The sequence below is a fragment of the Dongia rigui genome, from assembly GCF_034044635.1.
Classification (GTDB): Bacteria; Pseudomonadota; Alphaproteobacteria; order Dongiales; family Dongiaceae; genus Dongia; species Dongia rigui.
Map to the genome: position 1 here is coordinate 2,205,140 of NZ_JAXCLX010000001.1, position 17,451 is coordinate 2,222,590.

The following is a 17,451-nucleotide window of genomic DNA, read 5'->3' on the forward strand; positions in this document are numbered from 1 at the left end:
CCCTGGCACGGGGTTTGCTCATAGCTGCCTGACAGAGTGCCGACATGGTGTCGGCCTTGGGTTCAGGGATGGCCCTCTTGGCGGAATATCCGACCAATACTGCAGGCGTTTCACCCTTCCCGACCTATGCCGGGATGGGTGCTGCGACGGCTTCCGGGAACGGCGCCATCGTCGGCGGCAAACTGCGCCCGGGCTCCATCGATCAGGGCCAATTCCAGCAGATGCTGGCTGCGCAAGGCCAGCAGCAGCAGGTGACGACATCCTCGGCAGCGCCCACCCGAGGCATGAGCCTGGCCGATTATCGCAAGCTCGCCGGGATCCAGACGCCACCGCCCCAGGCCCAGGTGCAGCCGGCGGCTGCCCCTGCTGGGAGCGACGGCATTCCGACCCTCACCCTGGCACAATTTGCCGCGCTGACGGGGATGGAGATTCCGCCCGACCCGCCCGCCACCGTCCCCCAATCGGCCGAGACCGGGGTGGCGCTGAGTTCCGGCACGGTCGAGGCTGCCCCAGAACCCGATCCGCTGGCCAGCGATACCCCGGCCGAAGGTGTGGCGGACGGCGTACCTGTTTCACCAGGTGAGACGCCCGAATCGCCCCCCGCGGGGTCGAATCCGGAGACCGAGGACCCGCGCCTCGTCCTCCTCGACACCTACCCCGACCGCGAGGAGCAGAAGAGCCTTGCCGCCCAGGGGAAGCACTGGCGCATGAAGGAGACGCCGGGTGCCAAGGAGCTGTTTCTGGGCCCCGATGGAAAATTCGGCTGGGATGATTTCGTCGACATCATCAACCCGCTGCAGCACATCCCGGTCGTGGCCCAGATCTACCGCGCCGTGACGGGCGATCAGGCCTATGGCTTGTCGAACTTCATCGGCGCCCTGCCCTTCGGCGCGCTCTCGGTCGCCAGCGCCGTCGTCGATACGGTGGTGCGTGCCCAGACCGGCCGCGATGCCGGCACCGACCTGGCGGCGGCCGTGCTGGGCATCGACAACCGCACGCCGGAAGAGGCCGACCTGCATCTTGCCACCGGCAGCACCGAGCAGCTGGCCAGCACGGCGCCGGCCGCAGCACCCGAGGTCCAGGCTGCTGCCTTGCCCCCGGCTGCTGCCCTGCCCCCGGCTGCTGCCCTGCCCGAGGAAAAGGGCGCCTGGACCCGGGACGGCCTCGGCCGCAATTAGGGCTCAAGACTTGCGCCGCTGAGGTGAAGCGGTCATTTTCGCGAGCCATCGATTCGCGGGATCTGACCTTCATGCCCACCGGCTTCTGGCGACACTTCTCCCTGGGTCTTGCGACCCTGTGCGGCGCGAGGCGGCGGGGCTTCTTCATCCCCTATCGCTATGCCGATCAGGTGACGCCGCCCACCGTCTATGCCGCCGCGCAATCGCTGTTCGATGCCGCGCGGGGCGACTTTGCCGCTTTGCTGTCAGCGCTTGCGCCATACGCCGCGGATCTCGGCGCGATCGCCCCTGATGCGCCAGCACCGGCACCGCGCTGGGGGCAGGATTGGTTTGCGCCGATGGATGCCGCGATCCTTTATGCCCTCATCCGCGACCGGCGCCCGGCATGCTTTCTTGAAGTGGGATCCGGCCATTCGACGCGCTTTGCCGCGCGCGCGATCGGCGATGGGAAGCTCGCTACCCGCCACGTAGCGATCGATCCGGCGCCACGGGCCGATGTCGGCACGAGCGCCCTGACGCTGCACCGCTGCGTGCTGAAAGACGCCGATCCCGCGCTCTTTGCCGGCCTGCGCGCGGGCGACATGCTGTTCATCGATTCCAGCCATATCCTGATGCCGGGGACCGATGTCGACCAGTTGTTCAACGGCGTGTTGCCGGCGCTGCCCAAAGGCGTGCTGGTGCATATCCACGATATCTTCCTGCCCGACGACTATCCGATGGATTGGGCGTGGCGTGGCTATAACGAACAGCTGGCGGTCTTGCCGCTGCTTGGCGGCGGTGGCTTTAAGCCGCTCTTTGCCAGCCGCTATGCCGAGACGCGCATGAAGGCAGAAACGGCAGCCTCGCTCATCGCGCAGCTGCCGTCCTCGAAAGCGCCCGCCACATCGCTGTGGCTGGAGAAGGTTTAAGGCTTTAGGTTTTCAGAGCCGTACAACTTCTTCCGTCATGCCCGGACTTGACCCGGGCATCCACTCTTTCAGCTGCTGCTGTGGATCCCCGGGTCAAGCCCGGGGATGACGGCGTACACAGGACAGTGTCAACCTTATTGCAGCGGCTTCACCGAGACTTCGCGCAGCCAATAGCTGCCGCCGACATTGGTGACGAGGATGCCGTCCAAATCGCCGGTGAGGCTGGTGTCGGTGGCGCTGATGGCCGTCTGTCCGTCGACCAGCACGGTCATCTTGCCGGCGCTGTTGCGCGTCATCGTCAATTCATGGGGCTGGCCGTCCTCGAGATTGACGGCGCCGTTATAGGCACCAAGCGTCGTGGCACCGCTCGCCGTCACCTTCTGCAACAGGAAGGCCTGGTTGTTACCGGGTTGATAGGCGACGCGGTACTGGTTCTGCGCCGAGGCACCTTGATAGAGCGCCAGCTGCAATCCGCCGTAACGATCCTTCGATGTGAATTTGGTGCTGGCGGTGAAAGAACCCGGCAGCTTCGCCTTGGTGTAGATTGCGGCATATTGCGCGTTGGCGTTCTGCTGCTGGCCCTGCTGGTTCAAGAGATTGCCGAGCAGCGCGTTGAGATTGGCGCCCTGGCGGATCTTGGAGACCAAGCCGCGGTTGCTGCCGGATTTGTCGACCTGCCACTGGCCGGCAGTCACTTTCCAGACCGGATTGGTCGCGAACTCGCCATCACTGAAATTGTCGAGGAAGGGCTGCGCTTGCGAAACCATCGTCGCCGCTTCGAATTCGGCAATCGATTTCTTGAGATCGTCGAGGAAATCGGGCGAGCCGGCCTGGTCCTTCTCGGCCTGGGCGATCTTGGCCTTCAGATCGGCGAGAAGCTTTTGCGTCGCCTTTCCCTGCGTGGTGCCAGTCCAGGGCTGGTAGGTCGGCACCGCGTTGTCGGCCAGCGCAAGCTGCGCGGGAAGGGTGCTGCCGCCCAAAACAAGGCTGGCGCCCAGAACCGCCAGGCAAAGCGGGTTGCGCAATGGCGCGGCGCGACGTGATGAATTATCCATGACAGGGTTTCCTCTCTGCGGAAGTTTTATTTAGTGTTATGCCGAATCGACAGCTGATCCGGGACCTTCAGTTGCAAATCTTCTGAAACAACCGCCCGGATCGGCATTCGATCCACCGAGGCTGCTGCAGTTTCGGTTGCATTATGGAGTGAGAGGGCTTTCGTGCGGAAGGGCTTCGCGACACTTTTTCGTGACCTCGCCGTCGTGGTGGTGGCCCTGGCCGCGCTGGTCGGCTTCACCGGCCGCAGCGACTGGCCCTTGCTGGTGGTGGCGGTGGCGGCGGCTTTGTCGGCGCTGGGCTTCGTCGTCCTGCGCCATCACGAGCCGCAGGAACAAAAGCCGGCAGCCCCCGCGCTGGTGCCGGAAAGCGCCCTCCCACAGCCAGTTTCCCTGCGCGAACCCACCCGCGCCTTGCTCGACGCGTTGCCGGACCCGGTGCTGGTCCTTGATTCGCAGCGTCGCATCGCCATCGCCAATCTGGCGGCCCGGGACCTGCTGGGGGCCGATATCGAAGCGACCAGCCTCCTTGCCGTGCTGCGCCAGCCCGCACTCCTCACGGCGCTTGATGCGCTGGCGCGGGGCGAGACGCCGGAACCCCTGGAGATGCCGGACATCGCCGGTCATTCCCTCATCGCGGAAATGCAGCCGATCGATCCCAGCGGCGCCGAGATCGGGCGCACGCTCATTGTCTTCCACGACGTTTCCAATCTCAGGCGCGCCGAATCCCTGCGCAGCGATTTCGTCGCCAATGTCAGCCACGAACTGAAGACGCCGCTCGCGACCCTCATCGGCTTCCTCGAAACGCTGAAGGGCCCGGCGCGCAATGACGAGCAGGCGCGCAGCCGCTTCCTCGACATCATGCTGACCGAGGCGCAGCGCATGAGCCGCATCGTCGCCGATCTCCTCTCGCTCTCGCGCATCGAGCTCAACGAGTATCAGCCGCCGGAGGGCGAGGCGGATCTGAAGCGCCTGCTCGCTTCCGTGGTCGACGGCCTGACCTTGAAGGCCGAGGCGCGCGGCATCGTCATCCGCACGCCGGATCCTTCGCGCCTGCCGCGCGTGCCGGGCGATGCCGATGAACTGACGCAGGTCGTGCAGAACCTGGTCGACAACGCCCTCAAATACTGCCGCGACCAGGCGGTGGTGACGGTGAGCGCCGAGATCATCACCGATCCCGCTTTGCTGCGCCTGCATCTGCCGCATCCCAAGGGGGTGAAGGCCGCAGTGGCCTTGAGTGTCAACGACCAGGGCCCCGGCATCGCCCGCGAACACATCCCGCGCCTCACCGAACGCTTCTACCGCGTCGACACCGCAAGGAGCCGCGATCTCGGCGGGACAGGTCTGGGCCTTGCCATCGTCAAGCACATCGTCAACCGCCATCGCGGCAAGCTGGAGATCCAATCGGTGCTGGGCCAGGGCAGCACCTTCACGATCTATCTGCCGATGGATTCGGCACCAGCGAAGGCGGCATAGATCGTTCGCTGCAAACCTTCTCGTCATGCCCGGACTTGATGCGGGCATCCACGAGTTGCTTTCTTCGCTTGCTAACAAATTCGTGGATGGTCGGCCTGCGCCGACCATGACGAAATTGGATAGACCCGTCGCTCACCCCTTCACCCCAACCCCTCTCCCGCCCGGAGGCGAATGCCGACTTCGTCGGTGGGGGAGAGGGTCAGGGTGAGGGGGCTCTCCAGGCGACTCCATCGACGCATGCGAATATTGCCAACAGCGCGGGCGCCCCTTATACATCCGCGATGACGCTCCCATGCATGCCGGCCGCCGTGATCTTCGACATGGACGGCCTGATCTTTGATACGGAAACGCTTTACCAGCAGGCGTTTCTGGCGGCGGCGCGCCGTGGCGGGCACGATCTGCCGGCGACAGTCATTCAAGGCGCCATCGGCGTGCCCTGGGCGCAGAGCCGGTCAGTCATTCTGGCGCATGCGGGCCCGGACTTTCCCATCGATTCGTATTTCGCGCTGATGGTCAGCCATTTCGATCTGCTGGCCGCGACAGAGCTGCGGCTGAAGCCGGGCGTCGTCGAATTGCTCGATCTTCTCGACGCACTCGCGATGCCGCGCTGTATCGCGACCTCGTCTGGTCATGAGACCGTGCGGAGCCATCTTTTGGCGCATGGCCTGGTTGACCGGTTTCATGCTGTGGTCGGGCATGGCGATTATGCGACCGGCAAGCCCTCGCCCGACCCATTCCTGATGGCAGCACATCGCCTCGGCGTGGCACCCGCTGCGTGCCTGGCGCTGGAAGATTCGCATAACGGCGTTCGCTCGGCCTCGGCTGCCGGCATGATGACGTTGATGGTGCCCGACCTGCTGCAACCGACGCCGGAAATCCGCTCGCTCTGCACAGGCGTTGTCAGCGATCTACATGAAGTGTGCGCGCTCATCCTGGCTGCGTCGGTTGCGGATGTGACGGAGTAAGGGGCGAAACTTTCACTTATCGACACGCCCTCACCCTGACCCTCTCCCGCGAGGGGAGAGGGAATGAGGTGCCGATAGCAAAGATCATCGAAACTGAGAGCTATTGCACGCGGCGCTACAAGCCCCTCGCCCCGCTTGCGGGGAGAGGGGTTGGGGTGAGGGGCGTTACCGCGCTTCCCCCACCATCCACTCGGCGATCTTGCGCAGGAGTTTCTCTTGTGCGTGGTTCTTGCGCCAGGTGATGAAATAGCCGTGCTGGTCGCGCTTCACGCCGGGGAGCAATTGCACCAGTGTGCCGCTTGCCAGCAGGCCGTCGACGAGGCCACGCCAGCCCAAACCGACGCCTTCGCTGGAGAGGATCGCCTGCAGCACCAGGGGATAGGTACTGTAGAGCATCTGCGGCTTTGGCGCTGGTGTCGTCACGTGATGCCAGCGGAACCAATCGCCCCAATCGAGCCAGTCGGCGTTGGTGCTGTCGAGATGGAGAAGATGCGCCTTGGTGAGATCGGCCGGCTTGAGGTCGACGCGTTTCAATTCGGCATGCGCCTCGAGATAGCTTGGCGTGCAGATCGGGAAGACTTCTTCCGCGAAGAGGGGTGTGACATGCCAGCCCGGCCAATCGCCGATGCCAAAGCGGATGGCGATGTCGCATTCGGCCATGTCGAGGGCCGCGTCGTCATCGCTGGTCATCAGGCGGAAGGCGAGTTGCGGGTGCGCCGCGCGGAGCTTGGCAAAGCGCGGCATCAGCCATTGCTGGGCGAAGCCGAAATTGGCGGCGATGCGGATCGAGTGCTCAGCACCTTGCGCACGCAGGGTCGCCGTCGCCGCCGCGATGTGATCGAGCCCCAAGGCCACGGCATGGCGATAGGCGTTCCCGGCGGTGGTGAGGCTGAGGCCCCGGCGGTTGCGGTGAAAGAGGGCCTGGCCGAGATCGGTCTCAAGGATTTGCAGCTGGCGGCTGATGGCCGGCTGGCTGACGCCCAATTCGCGGGCAGCCGCCGACATGCTGCCCAACCGCGCGGCAGCTTCGAAGGGAATGAGGCACCCAATGGGTGGAAAACGCCGGTCAGCCATAACGCCAGTTTATAGCATATCAAAGTTTATTGCAGCTATTCAGTCGTTTACCGCAACTGCAAAATCGCCCGAAATTTCATAGCCGGAAGCCACGGAATGACCGCGCATCTGCAGATTGTCGACCTGCCCAAGCCAGCTCTTCGCCTGATCTCGGCCGATGGCAGCGCCATCGACCTCCATCCCTTGTGGCTGCGCGAGCGCTGCCGCTCGGAAAGCAGCGTCGACCAGCGCACTGGCCAGCGCTTCTATAACCCCTCCGACCTCGACCCAGATCTCGCCGTGACCGCTTTGCGCCAGGCGGCGCCGGGGGTCTTTGTGGTGACCTTCAGCGATGGCGCGGTCAGTCATTTCCGGGAAGCGGAGCTCATTGCCGAAGCCGGCTTGAAGCCTGGCGCCGATGGGCTGCCTGAACTGACAGCCTGGGACGCGACACTTAACCCGCTGCCGGAGGCGGTGTGGCAGTCCCGCCCGGATGACACGCTGAAGCTCGATATCGCGGCGAAGTTCCTGCGCTATGGCTTCGTCATTCTGCACAAGGTGCCGGCGGTGGATCAGGGCCTCTTTGAGGTCGCCGAGACCTTCGGCTTCGTGCGCGACACCAATTTCGGGCGTCACTTCAATGTGCGCTCGATTCCCAATGCCAATGATCTTGCCTATTCGTCGCTGTCGCTCGACCCCCATACCGACAATCCCTACCGGGAGCCGGCGCCCGGCATCCAGCTGCTGCACTGCCTGACCAACCAGACCAGCGGCGGACTGTCCACGCTGGTCGATGGGTTTGCCTGTGTCGAGGCGCTGCGGGCGCAAGATCCGGCCGCCTATGACCTGCTCACCAAGGTGCAGAGCCGCTTCCGCTTCCAGGATGTCGATGCCGACCATGTCGCCTGGGCGCCGCATGTGAAGCTCGACGAGAACGGCGTGTTCCAGGCGGTGCATTTCAGCCCGCGGCTCGATTTCTCGCCGCTCCTGCCGGCCGAACAGCTGCAGGCGTTCTATGCTGCGCGCCGCCAGCTCGACCGGCTGCTGAAGGCGGCGGATTTCGAGATCCGCTTCCGCCTCGACGATGGCGACCTGGTGATGTTCGACAATCGCCGCCTGCTGCATGGCCGCACCTCGTTCGACACGCAGGAGGGCATCCGGCATTTGCAGGGCTGCTATATCGACAGCGACGGACCGCGCAGCCTCTACCGGGTGCTGACGCGGGACGACAGCGGCCGCGTACTCGCTGCCGAATAAGAAATAAGGAAAGCAAGCCATCATGAGCAAGACAGTCAGCTTCCTGCAGATGAAGGACGGCACGCGTGAGGATTACCTCATGCTCGACCAATCCGAACGCGATCATGCCAAAGGCCTGCCGGCCCGGGTCATGACGACCCTGGCGCGCCTCGATGAATCGCTGGAAGGATATAAGGTGAGCCGGCTCGAGCATTCGCTGCAATCGGCGACCCGAGCCGAGGCCGATGGCGCCGATCCGGAAATGGTGGTGGCGGCGCTGGTGCACGATATCGGCGATGAGCTCGCCCCCTATAACCATGCCGAGATCGCCTCCGGCCTGCTGCGCCCCTATGTGCGGCCCGAGGTTACCTGGGTGGTGGAGAAGCACGGCATCTTCCAGATGTACTATTACGCCCATCATTTGGGCGGCAATCGTAACGCTCGCGACCAGTTCAAGGGCCATGAATGGTACGGCGCCTGCCACCGCTTCTGCGAAAGCTGGGACCAGGCCTCGTTCGATCCCGACTATGCGACGAAGCCCTTGGCCTATTGGGAGCCGCTGGTGAAGGAGATCTTCGGCCGTAAGGCGCATGACCCGCGCTACGTGAAGGCGGAAGCGGCGTAAGGCGCGCGCCCGGGCATTTCGCCCGAACGCCAACAGTTCGATGACATGAAAGAGTCACGGTGGTCTGTGCTGCCGTGATTTTTCATTGAGTCACACGCCGCTACGGCAAAAACCTCAGGGAATCAGGGCGCTGGCGAGGGCGGCGTCACCGAACTGTCATAAATCGGAAAACCGGTTGTCATGGAAGCGACCTAATAACGGCCCTGCTTGGTTTCACCCAAAAAAGGTTTCTGCCATGAAACGTATTTCTCTCGCCCTCGCCGCAACCGGCATCGTCATCCTGACGGCCGGTGCCGCTGAGGCCCGCGACCAGCTGCACATCGTCGGTTCGTCGACCGTCTATCCGTTCTCGACCGCGGTCGCCGAGGAATTCGGCAAGAGCGGCAAGTTCAAGACGCCGATCGTTGAATCGACCGGCACCGGCGGCGGCATCAAATTGTTCTGCGCCGGCGTCGGCGAAGACAGCCCCGACATCGCCAATGCCAGCCGCAAGATCAAAGACAGCGAAATCGAGACCTGCAAGGCCAACGGCGTCACCGCCATCACGGAAGTGCCGATTGGCTATGACGGCATCGTGCTCGCCAATTCGAAGAGCCATGCGCGCTTCGAATTGACGGTGAAGGATCTGTGGCTGGGTCTTGCCAAGGAAGTGCCGGTGAACGGCGCCTTGGTTGCCAACCCCTACAAGACCTGGAAGGACGTCAATCCGGCCCTCCCGGCCGAGAAGATCGAAGTGCTGGGCCCGCCGCCGACCTCCGGCACGCGCGACGCCTTCGTCGAACTCGTGATGGACAAGGGCTGCAAGGGCGTCCCCGAAATCGACGCGATCAAAGACGAGAAGGCCAAGAAGGGCGCCTGCGGTTCGATCCGTGAAGACGGTGCCTATATCGACGCCGGCGAGAACGACAACCTCATCGTCCAGAAGCTCGAAGCCAACCCGGCTGCCGTCGGCATCTTTGGCTACTCCTTCCTGGAGCAGAACGAAGACAAGCTGCAAGGCAGCATCATGGACGGCGTCGAGCCGACCTTCGAGAACATCGTCGACGGCAAGTACGAAGTCAGCCGCACGCTGTACTTCTATGTGAAGAACCAGCACGAAGGCCAGGTCCCGGGCATCCGTGAATTCATCGCCGAATTCACCAGCGACAAGGCCGCGGGCGAAGAAGGCTACCTCGCCGACAAGGGCATGATCCCCTTCCCGGCCGACATGCTGAAGAAGGTGCAGCAGAGCGCTGCCAGCCTGACCCCGATGATGTAAGACGTCCCCCCCGATTTAAGTATCGGGTGACAAAAGCCTCAACCTAAAAACCCCTTCCGCGAGAGATCGCGGGAGGGGTTCTTGTTTGGGGCCGTCACGCAGCAAAGACATCGGCGCCGAATACGCGCTGCCACTGCAGCACACGATGGCTGCGCCGCAATCCCGTCGGCCAGAACGGATCGGCCCGAACCAGTTCCTCCACCACGTCCGGCGTCTCGGCGCGCACCAGCCACATGCCACCTGCCGGGGCGTCGCTGGCATCGCGCAAGGGGCCGGCCGCGATGATGCGGCCGCGATTGCGCTCTAGGAAGACAAGGTGGTCCGGCAAGAACTCGCGTCGAATCGCCTCAGCGCGCGTGACGTTGTCTTCAAACAGGACTGAGTAGAGCATCGGAACCATCCTTCCAGGCGGCATCAGCTGGCAGGATAGGCGCGACAAAATCGCGCTGGCAGTGGGACAATCTGCCGTGCGATCCTGCAAAAATGCAGGGCCTGGATTGGAACGATCTTCGCTGTCTTCTTGCCTTAGCGCGTTCGGGCTCCTTCGCCGGCGCTGCGCGCCTCTTGCGCCTGGATGCGACCACGGTAGCGCGCCGCCTGCGGACGTTGGAGCGAATGCTCGGCACACAGATGTTCGAACGCGATCCCGGCGGCGCGCTGAAATCGACCGAGGCCGGCATCGCCGCGATCGCCCGCGCCGAGACTATCGAAGCCGAGATTGCCGGTCTCGCAGCTGCGATGGAGGGCACCGGTTCAGGCGTTCAGGGCCGGGTGCGCCTGACCACCGTGCCCATTCTCGCTAACCGAATTCTCATCCCCGCGCTGCCGCGGCTGCTGGGCAGGAATCCTGGACTCAAGATCGATCTCATGGCCGACGCACGCGGCTATGATCTGGCGCGCCGTGAAGCCGATATCGCCCTGCGTTTCTCGCGGCCGGATCCCGCGCTGGGACACCGGATACTCGGGCGCCGCTTGGCGAGCTTGCACTATGCGCCCTATGCGGCAGCCGGCACGCCCCGGAATGGCGCTGGGCTGCCATGGCTCGGATATGACGAAAGCCTAGATCACCTTCCACAGGCAGCCTGGCTGCGGCGCGCCAAAGGTCCCAGCGCGGCGTTCGCCGCCAATGACGCGGAAAGCCTCATCCATGCAGCGGCAGCCGGCCTCGGCCGCACGCTGCTGCCGCAGGTCATCGGCGATGCGGAGCCGCGATTGACGCGGTTGCGCGGCACGGGGTTGCCGCCTTTGCCAACGCGGGAGGTATGGCTCCTCACGCATCGGGACTTGAGGCCGCTGCCACGCATCGCCGCGGTAGTGGACTGGTTGGCTGAAATCTTGGCTTAGGGCTCCTGCAGCCCCTTCTGCTCAAGCCATGCCCGCATCTCGGCGATTTCGCGTTCCTGGGCGGCGATGATTTCTTCCGCCAAGTGATGGGTGAAGCCGTCCTTGCCGAAGCGTAAGACGACGCGGGCCATGTCGATGGCGCCCTGGTGATGGGGGATCATGCCGAGGACGAAGGCGGCGTCCGGGTCCGGGTTCGCCATGCCGGCCATCATCGGGCCGTGCATCCGGGTCATCGTCTCGGCATAGGCGTCGGCGGCGTTGTCGGGCATGGTCGAGCCCGTGGGATCACCCGTGGGATCACCTGGCATCGGCAGGCTGCTGTGATCGTGACCCGATGACATTTCTGCCGCCAGTTCGGCCGCATCATGCGGGTGCTCGGCATTGGGCGTGTGGGTGGTGCGGGCGGCATCGGCATAGGTGGTCCCATTGCCGGCGGGGCCATAGATCGTGGTGTGCAGGCCCCAGTAGCCGGCGACGAACAGGATGAGTGTCCCCGCAAGGCCCACCGGGATGCCGGCCAATGAGCGCTTCAGCGCCGGCATGAAATGGACGTCGCGCGAATGCTCGGCGATCACCGAGACAAGGATCGCCATGATGAGGGCGTGGCCTATGAGCTCGACACGGCCGAAGGGATAGACGGCGGTGGTGAAGATGATGAGGAGCGCCATGGCCGACAAGCGGCGGATGAGCGGCGTCCAGAACATGCCGAAGCCCATGGTGAATTCGGCAACGCCCGCCATCGGGATGAAGACCTTCTCCGGCATGCCGAAGGTGAGGAACGGCTTTTCGATCACCAGCGGCGTGAACCATTCGGGGTAGGCGAATTTCTCGAGGCTCGACCACATGAGCGCGATGGCGACACCCCAGCGCAGCCAGTCGAAGCGATACTTGCGCCAATGCGGTTTGTTGGACGCCTCGAGGAAGAGATAGCCGGCGACACCGATGCCGAGCGCGAGGTAGTCCAAGAGATGGAAGATGTCGTAATCGCGCAAAGCCACCAGCCACAGGCCGATGATGCCGACGGCGGCCAGGGGCTGCAGCGGACGGATGAAGATGAGGGCGGCGATGAGCAGCTGCGACCAGGAGACCCATTCGGCCGGCGTCTTCAGATCAGGCGTCAGATAGACCCCGCCCACAGCGAAGATGGCGATGAAGAAGGCGGCGATGACCGCACGGGTGAACATGTCGAGGCGTTGCGCGAGCGGATCGGTGAGGTAATCCATCACCGCCAATGTCTGCTCGCCCGCCGCCGATTTCTCGAGGAGGCGTGTTGCAAAGAAGAAGACGCAAACGAGCGCGATGGCGGTCCAGAACCAGGGATTGGTCAATGTCGCCGTGATCGGCTGCGGCGCGGCGCCAACGATATAGGGGGCAAACCATTTCACATGCGCCTCGGCCGGCGTGGCCGCGAGGGCAAGAAGGGCCGCCAGAGAAAGCGGTGCTTTCCATCCGTGTTTCATTGTCGTCTCGTCCTTACTTCGCTCTGGGGTGAGCTGCTTGATAGACGCTGAGAAGCTGAGCGGCGTCAATCTCGGTGTAACGCTGCGTGGTTGATAGGGAGGCGTGTCCCAGCAATTCCTGAATGGCGCGGAGATCGCCGCCACCGGCCAGAAGATGCGTCGCAAAGGAATGGCGCAACGCGTGGGGCGTCGCCGTCTCCGGCAAGTTCAGCAGCAGGCGGAGTTTTTCCAGCGAGCGCTGGATGAGGCGGGGATTGAGCTTGCCGCCCTTGGCGCCGACGAAGAGCGGGCCGGTCTTGGCAAGCGGCCAGGGGCAGGCCTTGAGATAATCCTCGATCGCATCGGCGACGACCGGCAGGACGGGGACGAGGCGCGTCTTGCCGCCCTTGCCGAGGATGCGCAAGGATGTGCCGGCCTTGGGTGCATCGGCGCGGGTGAGGTTAAGCGCTTCGGAGATACGCAGCCCGCAGCCATAGAGCAGCATGAAGACCGCGAGGTCGCGGGCGCCGAGCCAGGGTTCGCTCGCCATTTCGTCGACATTCTCGAACAGCGCCTCGGCTTCCGGCGCGTTCAAGGGCTTGGGCACCGCGCGGGGCAGGCGCGGGCCGCGTTGCGTGGCCAGCACGCCGATTTCGATCTTGCCGTCGCGTACCAGGCGGCGGGCGAGGCTCTTGATGGCGGACAGGGCGCGGGCATTGCTGGCGGCGACGAGGCCGCGTGCTTTCCGCTGCGAGAGCCAGGCGCGGATATCGGAACGGGTGAGGGCGCCGAGGCGCGCCACGCTGGGGGCATCGCCGTCATAGAAGCTCAAGAACCGCAGGAAATCGCCGACGTCGCGTTGATAGGCTTCGACCGTCAGCTTGGCGGCGCGGCGTTCCTGGGAAAGATAAGAGAGCCAATCCTTGAGGCCTGCCACGAGATCGGCCTTGGCAAACAGCAGCGGGTTGGCGTCAACCTTGACCGCCGCCCCTTCCGTCACGGCTTTGGCAGATCCAGCCATGAGCGGATGCCGAATTCGATGACGCGCCCGAGGAAGCTCATCAATTCGGTTCCCTGGCCGGCATGGAAATAGCCGGGATGGCGCGTACCGAAGGCAATGAGCCCGGCCGGCGCCACCTTGCTGATGGCAAGCCGCAGCACGGCATCGGAGCGCACCAGATCGGCAGCGCCGCCATAGATTTCGGGATCGCCCTCGACCTCGTCGCGCAGCCAGACCTTGCGGTTCTTGCCGATGAGGCGGTCGACGGCACCGCGGTCGAGGAATTGGATGCCGTCATGCTTTGGTCGGCGCGAGGTGACGTCGGTGAGTTCGAGGCACAGGCAGACGACATCGACTTCCAGCAGGAAGGCCAAGTCGCCGGTCACGATTTCGATGAACTGCTCGAAGCTTTCGGCCTCGAGCAGCGCGATCACCGCGTTGTGGATACGCTCGGTGGTGTTGAGATTGTCGCGGCTGTTGGCGATGATCTCGTCCTGATCGGCACGCAGCTTGGCGACGTCGGTCTTCAGCCGGTCCATCATGAATTGCTGCAGGTCAACCACACCATCGCCCTTGTGGCGCTTGGGGCTGACTTGGGCGTCCAGCAATTCCGGGTGGCGCGACAGGAAATCGGGGTTGCGCTTCAGATAGGCCGCAACCTGTGCCGCCGTGACACCGGCATTCGGTTTCGCCTTGACCTCTTCCACCGGATCCGACATCCGCGCCCTTTTGCTGCTAAGGGGTGATTTTAAAGTACGGACTGGCCGGTCTTGGCCCAGTCTGCGAGGAAAGCAGAGAGGCCCTTATCGGTCAGCGGGTGATGGAACATCTGCTTCAACACGGCCGGCGGCAGCGTCGCCACATCGGCGCCCATCTTGGCGGCCGCGACGACGTGAATGGGATGGCGGATCGAGGCCACCAGCACCTCGGTCTTCAAATTCGGATAGGCGGAATAGATGGCGATGATGTCGGCGATCAGTTCCATGCCGTCCTGGCCGATATCGTCGAGGCGACCGACGAAGGGCGAGATGAAGGTGGCGCCGGCCTTGGCGGCGAGCAGCGCCTGCGCTGCCGAGAAGCACAGCGTCACATTGACCGGAATGCCGTTGCTGGAAAGCGCCTTGCAGGTCTTGAGACCATCGACGGTCAGCGGCACCTTGATGCAGACATTTTTAGCAAGTTTCGAGAGCTTGTCCGCCTCGCGCATCATCGTGGCATGATCGGTCGCGGTCACTTCGGCGCTGACCGGCCCATCGACGATGGCGCAGATTTCCTTGATCACGTCGAGGAAGGGGCGGCCGGATTTGGCGATCAGAGACGGGTTGGTTGTTACACCATCAAGCAAGCCCGTGGCGGCAAGCTCCTGGATTTCCTTGACGTCTGCGGTGTCGACGAAAAACTTCATGGTATAGTCCCTGACAGCTAAGGTGCCTTTATCGGCGATACGCCACGCACTAGGCTATAAAAGTGACGGAAGCAAGTGCCCTGTCACCGCCGCGCCGAATCACATCCGTCACACCCCAGAGTCTATCCCCCACGCATCGCCATGCCAACCGAAACCGATCATGTTCTGGGTGAAGAGACGGGTGCCGTGGCAGCGACGCCACGGCGCGGCTCGCGCGTGGTCGGCGTGCTGCTGCCGCTCGCCTTGTTTCAGGCCTATGACTATCTGGTGCCAGCGGGGCTGGAGCTTGTGCGCGGGGACATCGTGACCGTGCCGCTCGGCCGGCGCAGCGTCACCGGCATTGTCTGGGGTGACGGCGCCGGCGATGTCGCCCCGGAAAAATTGAAACAGGTCACAGCACGGCTCGACCTGCCGCCCTTGCCGGCCATCACCTGCGACTTCGTCGATTGGGTGGCGCAATATACCATGGCGCCGGTAGGTGCCGTGCTGCGCATGGCGATCAGCGTGCCCGATGCGCTGGAACCGGAACGCGCCATGAAGGCATGGCAGCTCGGCGACATTGCCACGGCCAAGACCGCAGGGGCCAAGCTGACCGCGGCGCGCCAACGCGTCGTTGATGTGCTGACATCCTCGCCGCCCTTGCCGCCGACTGAACTGGCGCGTCTTGCTGCCGTCAGTGCCGGCGTGGTCGCAGAGATGGGGAAGGTTGGGCTGCTGCAATCGGTCCCGCTCAGCCAGAAGCGCCCCTTCGGCATGCCCGACGCCGATGCGGCCGGGCCGAATCTATCGGGCGCGCAGCAGAAGGCTGCGGATGAATTGAGCACACTTGCCCCCGGCGTCACCTTGATCGACGGCGTCACCGGTTCGGGGAAGACGGAGGTCTATTTCGAAGCCATCGCCGCAACATTGCGTGCCGGCCGCCAGGCCTTGGTGATGGTGCCAGAAATTGCGCTTACCCCCCAATGGCTGACGCGGTTCGAGGCGCGCTTTGCTGCGCTGCCGGCGCAATGGCATTCGGAACTCACTGGATTGGAACGGCGGCTCACCTGGCGCAGTGTGCTCGATGGATCGGCCAAGGTCGTTGTGGGCGCGCGCTCGGCATTGTTCCTCCCCTATCGCGATCTGGGCCTCATCATCGTCGATGAAGAACATGAGAGCGCCTTCAAGCAGGAGGACGGCGTCATCTACCAGGCGCGGGACATGGCGGTGGTGCGCGGGCATCTGGCGAAGATTCCGGTCATCCTTGCTTCTGCCACGCCGTCGCTGGAAACGATCGTCAATGTGGAAACCGGGCGGTATCGCGCGGCACATCTTCCCGACCGGCATGGCGGCGCCACCTTGCCCACGATCGAGACGATCGATCTGCGGCTCGACAAGCCGGCGCGGCAATCCTGGATCGCGCCGCGCCTCAAGGCCGAGATCTTGCAGACCCTGGCCGATGGCAACCAGGCGCTGCTCTTCCTCAATCGCCGCGGCTATGCACCGCTCACTTTGTGCCGCAGCTGCGGCCACCGCATGCAATGCCCGCGCTGCACGGCCTGGCTAGTCGAGCATCGCTTTCATCAGAAATTGATGTGCCATCATTGCGGCTTCGATTCACCCATGCCGCCATCGTGCCCCGCCTGCCAGTCGGAAGGCAGCTTTGCTGCCTGCGGGCCTGGTGTCGAGCGCTTGGCGGAAGAAGCGGAAGCGCTGTTCCCCGATGCCAGGCGGCTGGTCCTCACCAGCGATACGGTGACGGGACCGGCGAAGGCGGAAAGCCTGATGCGCATGGTGGCGGAACGCGAGGTCGACCTTGTCATCGGCACGCAGATCATCGCCAAGGGGCACAATTTTCCACACCTCACCTTGGTGGGCGTGGTGGATGCCGATCTTGGCCTCCATGGCGGCGATTTGCGCGCAGCAGAGCGCACCTATCAGCTGATGAGCCAGGTGGCGGGGCGCGCGGGGCGCGGCGAGAAGCCGGGGCGGGTTTTCTTGCAGACCTATGACCCCGACCGCGCCGTGATGGAGGCGCTGAAATCGGGCGACCGCGATTCCTTCCTCGCCGCCGAAGCCGATGACCGCCGCCAATCCGGCATGCCGCCTTTCGGGCGCTTGGCGGCCCTCATTCTGTCGAGCCGCGATCAGGCGGCGGTCAACGCCAAGGCGCAGGAACTGGCAAGGTCGGCACCACATCGTGACGGCGTGACCGTCCTTGGACCGGCGCCGGCGCCTTTGGCCTTGCTGCGCGGCCGGCACCGCTTGCGCTTCCTCCTGAAGACGCGGCGCGACATCGCCCCGCAAGGTGTTTTGAAAGGCTGGCTCCGCGGCCAGAAATTCCCCGGCGATCTCAGGCTGCAGATCGATATCGATCCCTACAGCTTCATGTGACGCATGGGTCGGTCGTCAACGGCTGACCACGACATCGCTTCGCGGATGCGCGTCGCGATTTCACATATCGGTCATCGTTAGCGTTAAGACGTTCTTAAGCGCATAAGCCGGATAAATCCTATCATAACGATTTCTATCC

The 17,451-nt window shown here is 64.0% G+C and carries 16 protein-coding genes; 9 read left to right on the forward strand and 7 right to left on the reverse strand.

The window, feature by feature from the left end:
* Positions 1-77: 77 nt before the first annotated feature.
* Complete coding sequence (locus SMD31_RS10325; RefSeq protein WP_320500742.1) at positions 78-1,178, forward strand: hypothetical protein; 1,101 nt, start codon at positions 78-80, stop codon at positions 1,176-1,178.
* Between the two features lie 71 nt (positions 1,179-1,249).
* A complete protein-coding gene (locus SMD31_RS10330) occupies positions 1,250-2,086 on the forward strand; it encodes a class I SAM-dependent methyltransferase (protein ID WP_320500743.1) in 837 nt (278 codons plus the stop codon).
* A gap of 134 nt (positions 2,087-2,220) precedes the next feature.
* Here the strand turns inward: SMD31_RS10330 and SMD31_RS10335 are convergent, their stop codons facing one another.
* Positions 2,221-3,141, reverse strand: a complete 921-nt coding sequence (locus SMD31_RS10335) for a hypothetical protein (RefSeq protein WP_320500744.1) — start codon at positions 3,139-3,141, stop codon at positions 2,221-2,223.
* Between the two features lie 162 nt (positions 3,142-3,303).
* Here SMD31_RS10335 and SMD31_RS10340 point away from each other — a divergent pair, with 162 nt between their 5' ends.
* Positions 3,304-4,614, forward strand: a complete 1,311-nt coding sequence (locus SMD31_RS10340; protein ID WP_320500745.1) for an ATP-binding protein — start codon at positions 3,304-3,306, stop codon at positions 4,612-4,614.
* Between the two features lie 296 nt (positions 4,615-4,910).
* Positions 4,911-5,579, forward strand: coding sequence for an HAD family hydrolase (locus SMD31_RS10345; protein WP_320500746.1), 669 nt, complete (start codon positions 4,911-4,913; stop codon positions 5,577-5,579).
* Between the two features lie 165 nt (positions 5,580-5,744).
* Here SMD31_RS10345 and SMD31_RS10350 read toward each other — a convergent pair whose 3' ends face one another.
* Entirely contained in the window at positions 5,745-6,653 is a 909-nt protein-coding gene (locus tag SMD31_RS10350; RefSeq protein WP_320500747.1) for a LysR substrate-binding domain-containing protein, read from the reverse strand.
* A 96-nt stretch (positions 6,654-6,749) separates the two neighbouring features.
* On the opposite strand from SMD31_RS10350, the gene SMD31_RS10355 reads away from it, so the two are divergent.
* The 3 genes from SMD31_RS10355 to SMD31_RS10365 all read left to right on the forward strand — a co-directional run bounded on the left by SMD31_RS10355 (position 6,750) and on the right by SMD31_RS10365 (position 9,751).
* Positions 6,750-7,889 (forward strand): TauD/TfdA family dioxygenase, encoded by a 1,140-nt coding sequence (locus SMD31_RS10355; protein WP_320500748.1) that lies wholly within the window; start codon positions 6,750-6,752, stop codon positions 7,887-7,889.
* Between the two features lie 22 nt (positions 7,890-7,911).
* Positions 7,912-8,493: an HD domain-containing protein gene (locus SMD31_RS10360; RefSeq protein WP_320500749.1), complete on the forward strand. Its 582-nt coding sequence runs from the start codon at positions 7,912-7,914 to the stop codon at positions 8,491-8,493.
* 235 nt (positions 8,494-8,728) lie between these two features.
* Positions 8,729-9,751 (forward strand): PstS family phosphate ABC transporter substrate-binding protein, encoded by a 1,023-nt coding sequence (locus tag SMD31_RS10365; RefSeq protein WP_320500751.1) that lies wholly within the window; start codon positions 8,729-8,731, stop codon positions 9,749-9,751.
* Positions 9,752-9,845: 94 nt separating this feature from the next.
* Here SMD31_RS10365 and SMD31_RS10370 read toward each other — a convergent pair whose 3' ends face one another.
* A complete protein-coding gene (locus SMD31_RS10370) occupies positions 9,846-10,142 on the reverse strand; it encodes a YciI family protein (RefSeq protein ID WP_320500752.1) in 297 nt (98 codons plus the stop codon).
* A 92-nt stretch (positions 10,143-10,234) separates the two neighbouring features.
* On the opposite strand from SMD31_RS10370, the gene SMD31_RS10375 reads away from it, so the two are divergent.
* Positions 10,235-11,095 (forward strand): LysR family transcriptional regulator, encoded by an 861-nt coding sequence (locus SMD31_RS10375; RefSeq protein WP_320500753.1) that lies wholly within the window; start codon positions 10,235-10,237, stop codon positions 11,093-11,095.
* On the opposite strand, the gene copM is transcribed toward SMD31_RS10375, so the two are convergent.
* Genes copM through fsa form a run of 4 tightly spaced genes read right to left on the reverse strand, consistent with a single transcriptional unit; the run spans position 11,092 to position 14,939 of the window.
* The gene (copM, locus tag SMD31_RS10380; RefSeq protein ID WP_320500754.1) at positions 11,092-12,555 is read right to left on the reverse strand and encodes a CopM family metallochaperone; all 1,464 of its coding nucleotides are present in this window, start codon (positions 12,553-12,555) and stop codon (positions 11,092-11,094) included. The two genes, SMD31_RS10375 and copM, sit on opposite strands and share 4 nt — an antisense overlap.
* Before the next feature lie 13 nt (positions 12,556-12,568).
* Positions 12,569-13,555 carry a tyrosine recombinase XerC gene (locus tag SMD31_RS10385; protein WP_320500755.1) on the reverse strand — a complete coding sequence of 329 codons (987 nt, stop codon included), beginning with the start codon at positions 13,553-13,555 and terminating at the stop codon, positions 12,569-12,571.
* Positions 13,531-14,253, reverse strand: a complete 723-nt coding sequence (locus SMD31_RS10390) for a DUF484 family protein (protein WP_320500756.1) — start codon at positions 14,251-14,253, stop codon at positions 13,531-13,533. Before SMD31_RS10390 ends, SMD31_RS10385 begins: the two co-directional genes overlap by 25 nt.
* 29 nt (positions 14,254-14,282) lie before the next feature.
* Positions 14,283-14,939, reverse strand: coding sequence for a fructose-6-phosphate aldolase (fsa, locus tag SMD31_RS10395; protein ID WP_320500757.1), 657 nt, complete (start codon positions 14,937-14,939; stop codon positions 14,283-14,285).
* A 141-nt stretch (positions 14,940-15,080) separates the two neighbouring features.
* Here fsa and SMD31_RS10400 point away from each other — a divergent pair, with 141 nt between their 5' ends.
* Positions 15,081-17,312 carry a primosomal protein N' gene (locus tag SMD31_RS10400; RefSeq protein WP_320500758.1) on the forward strand — a complete coding sequence of 744 codons (2,232 nt, stop codon included), beginning with the start codon at positions 15,081-15,083 and terminating at the stop codon, positions 17,310-17,312.
* Positions 17,313-17,451: the final 139 nt, after the last annotated feature.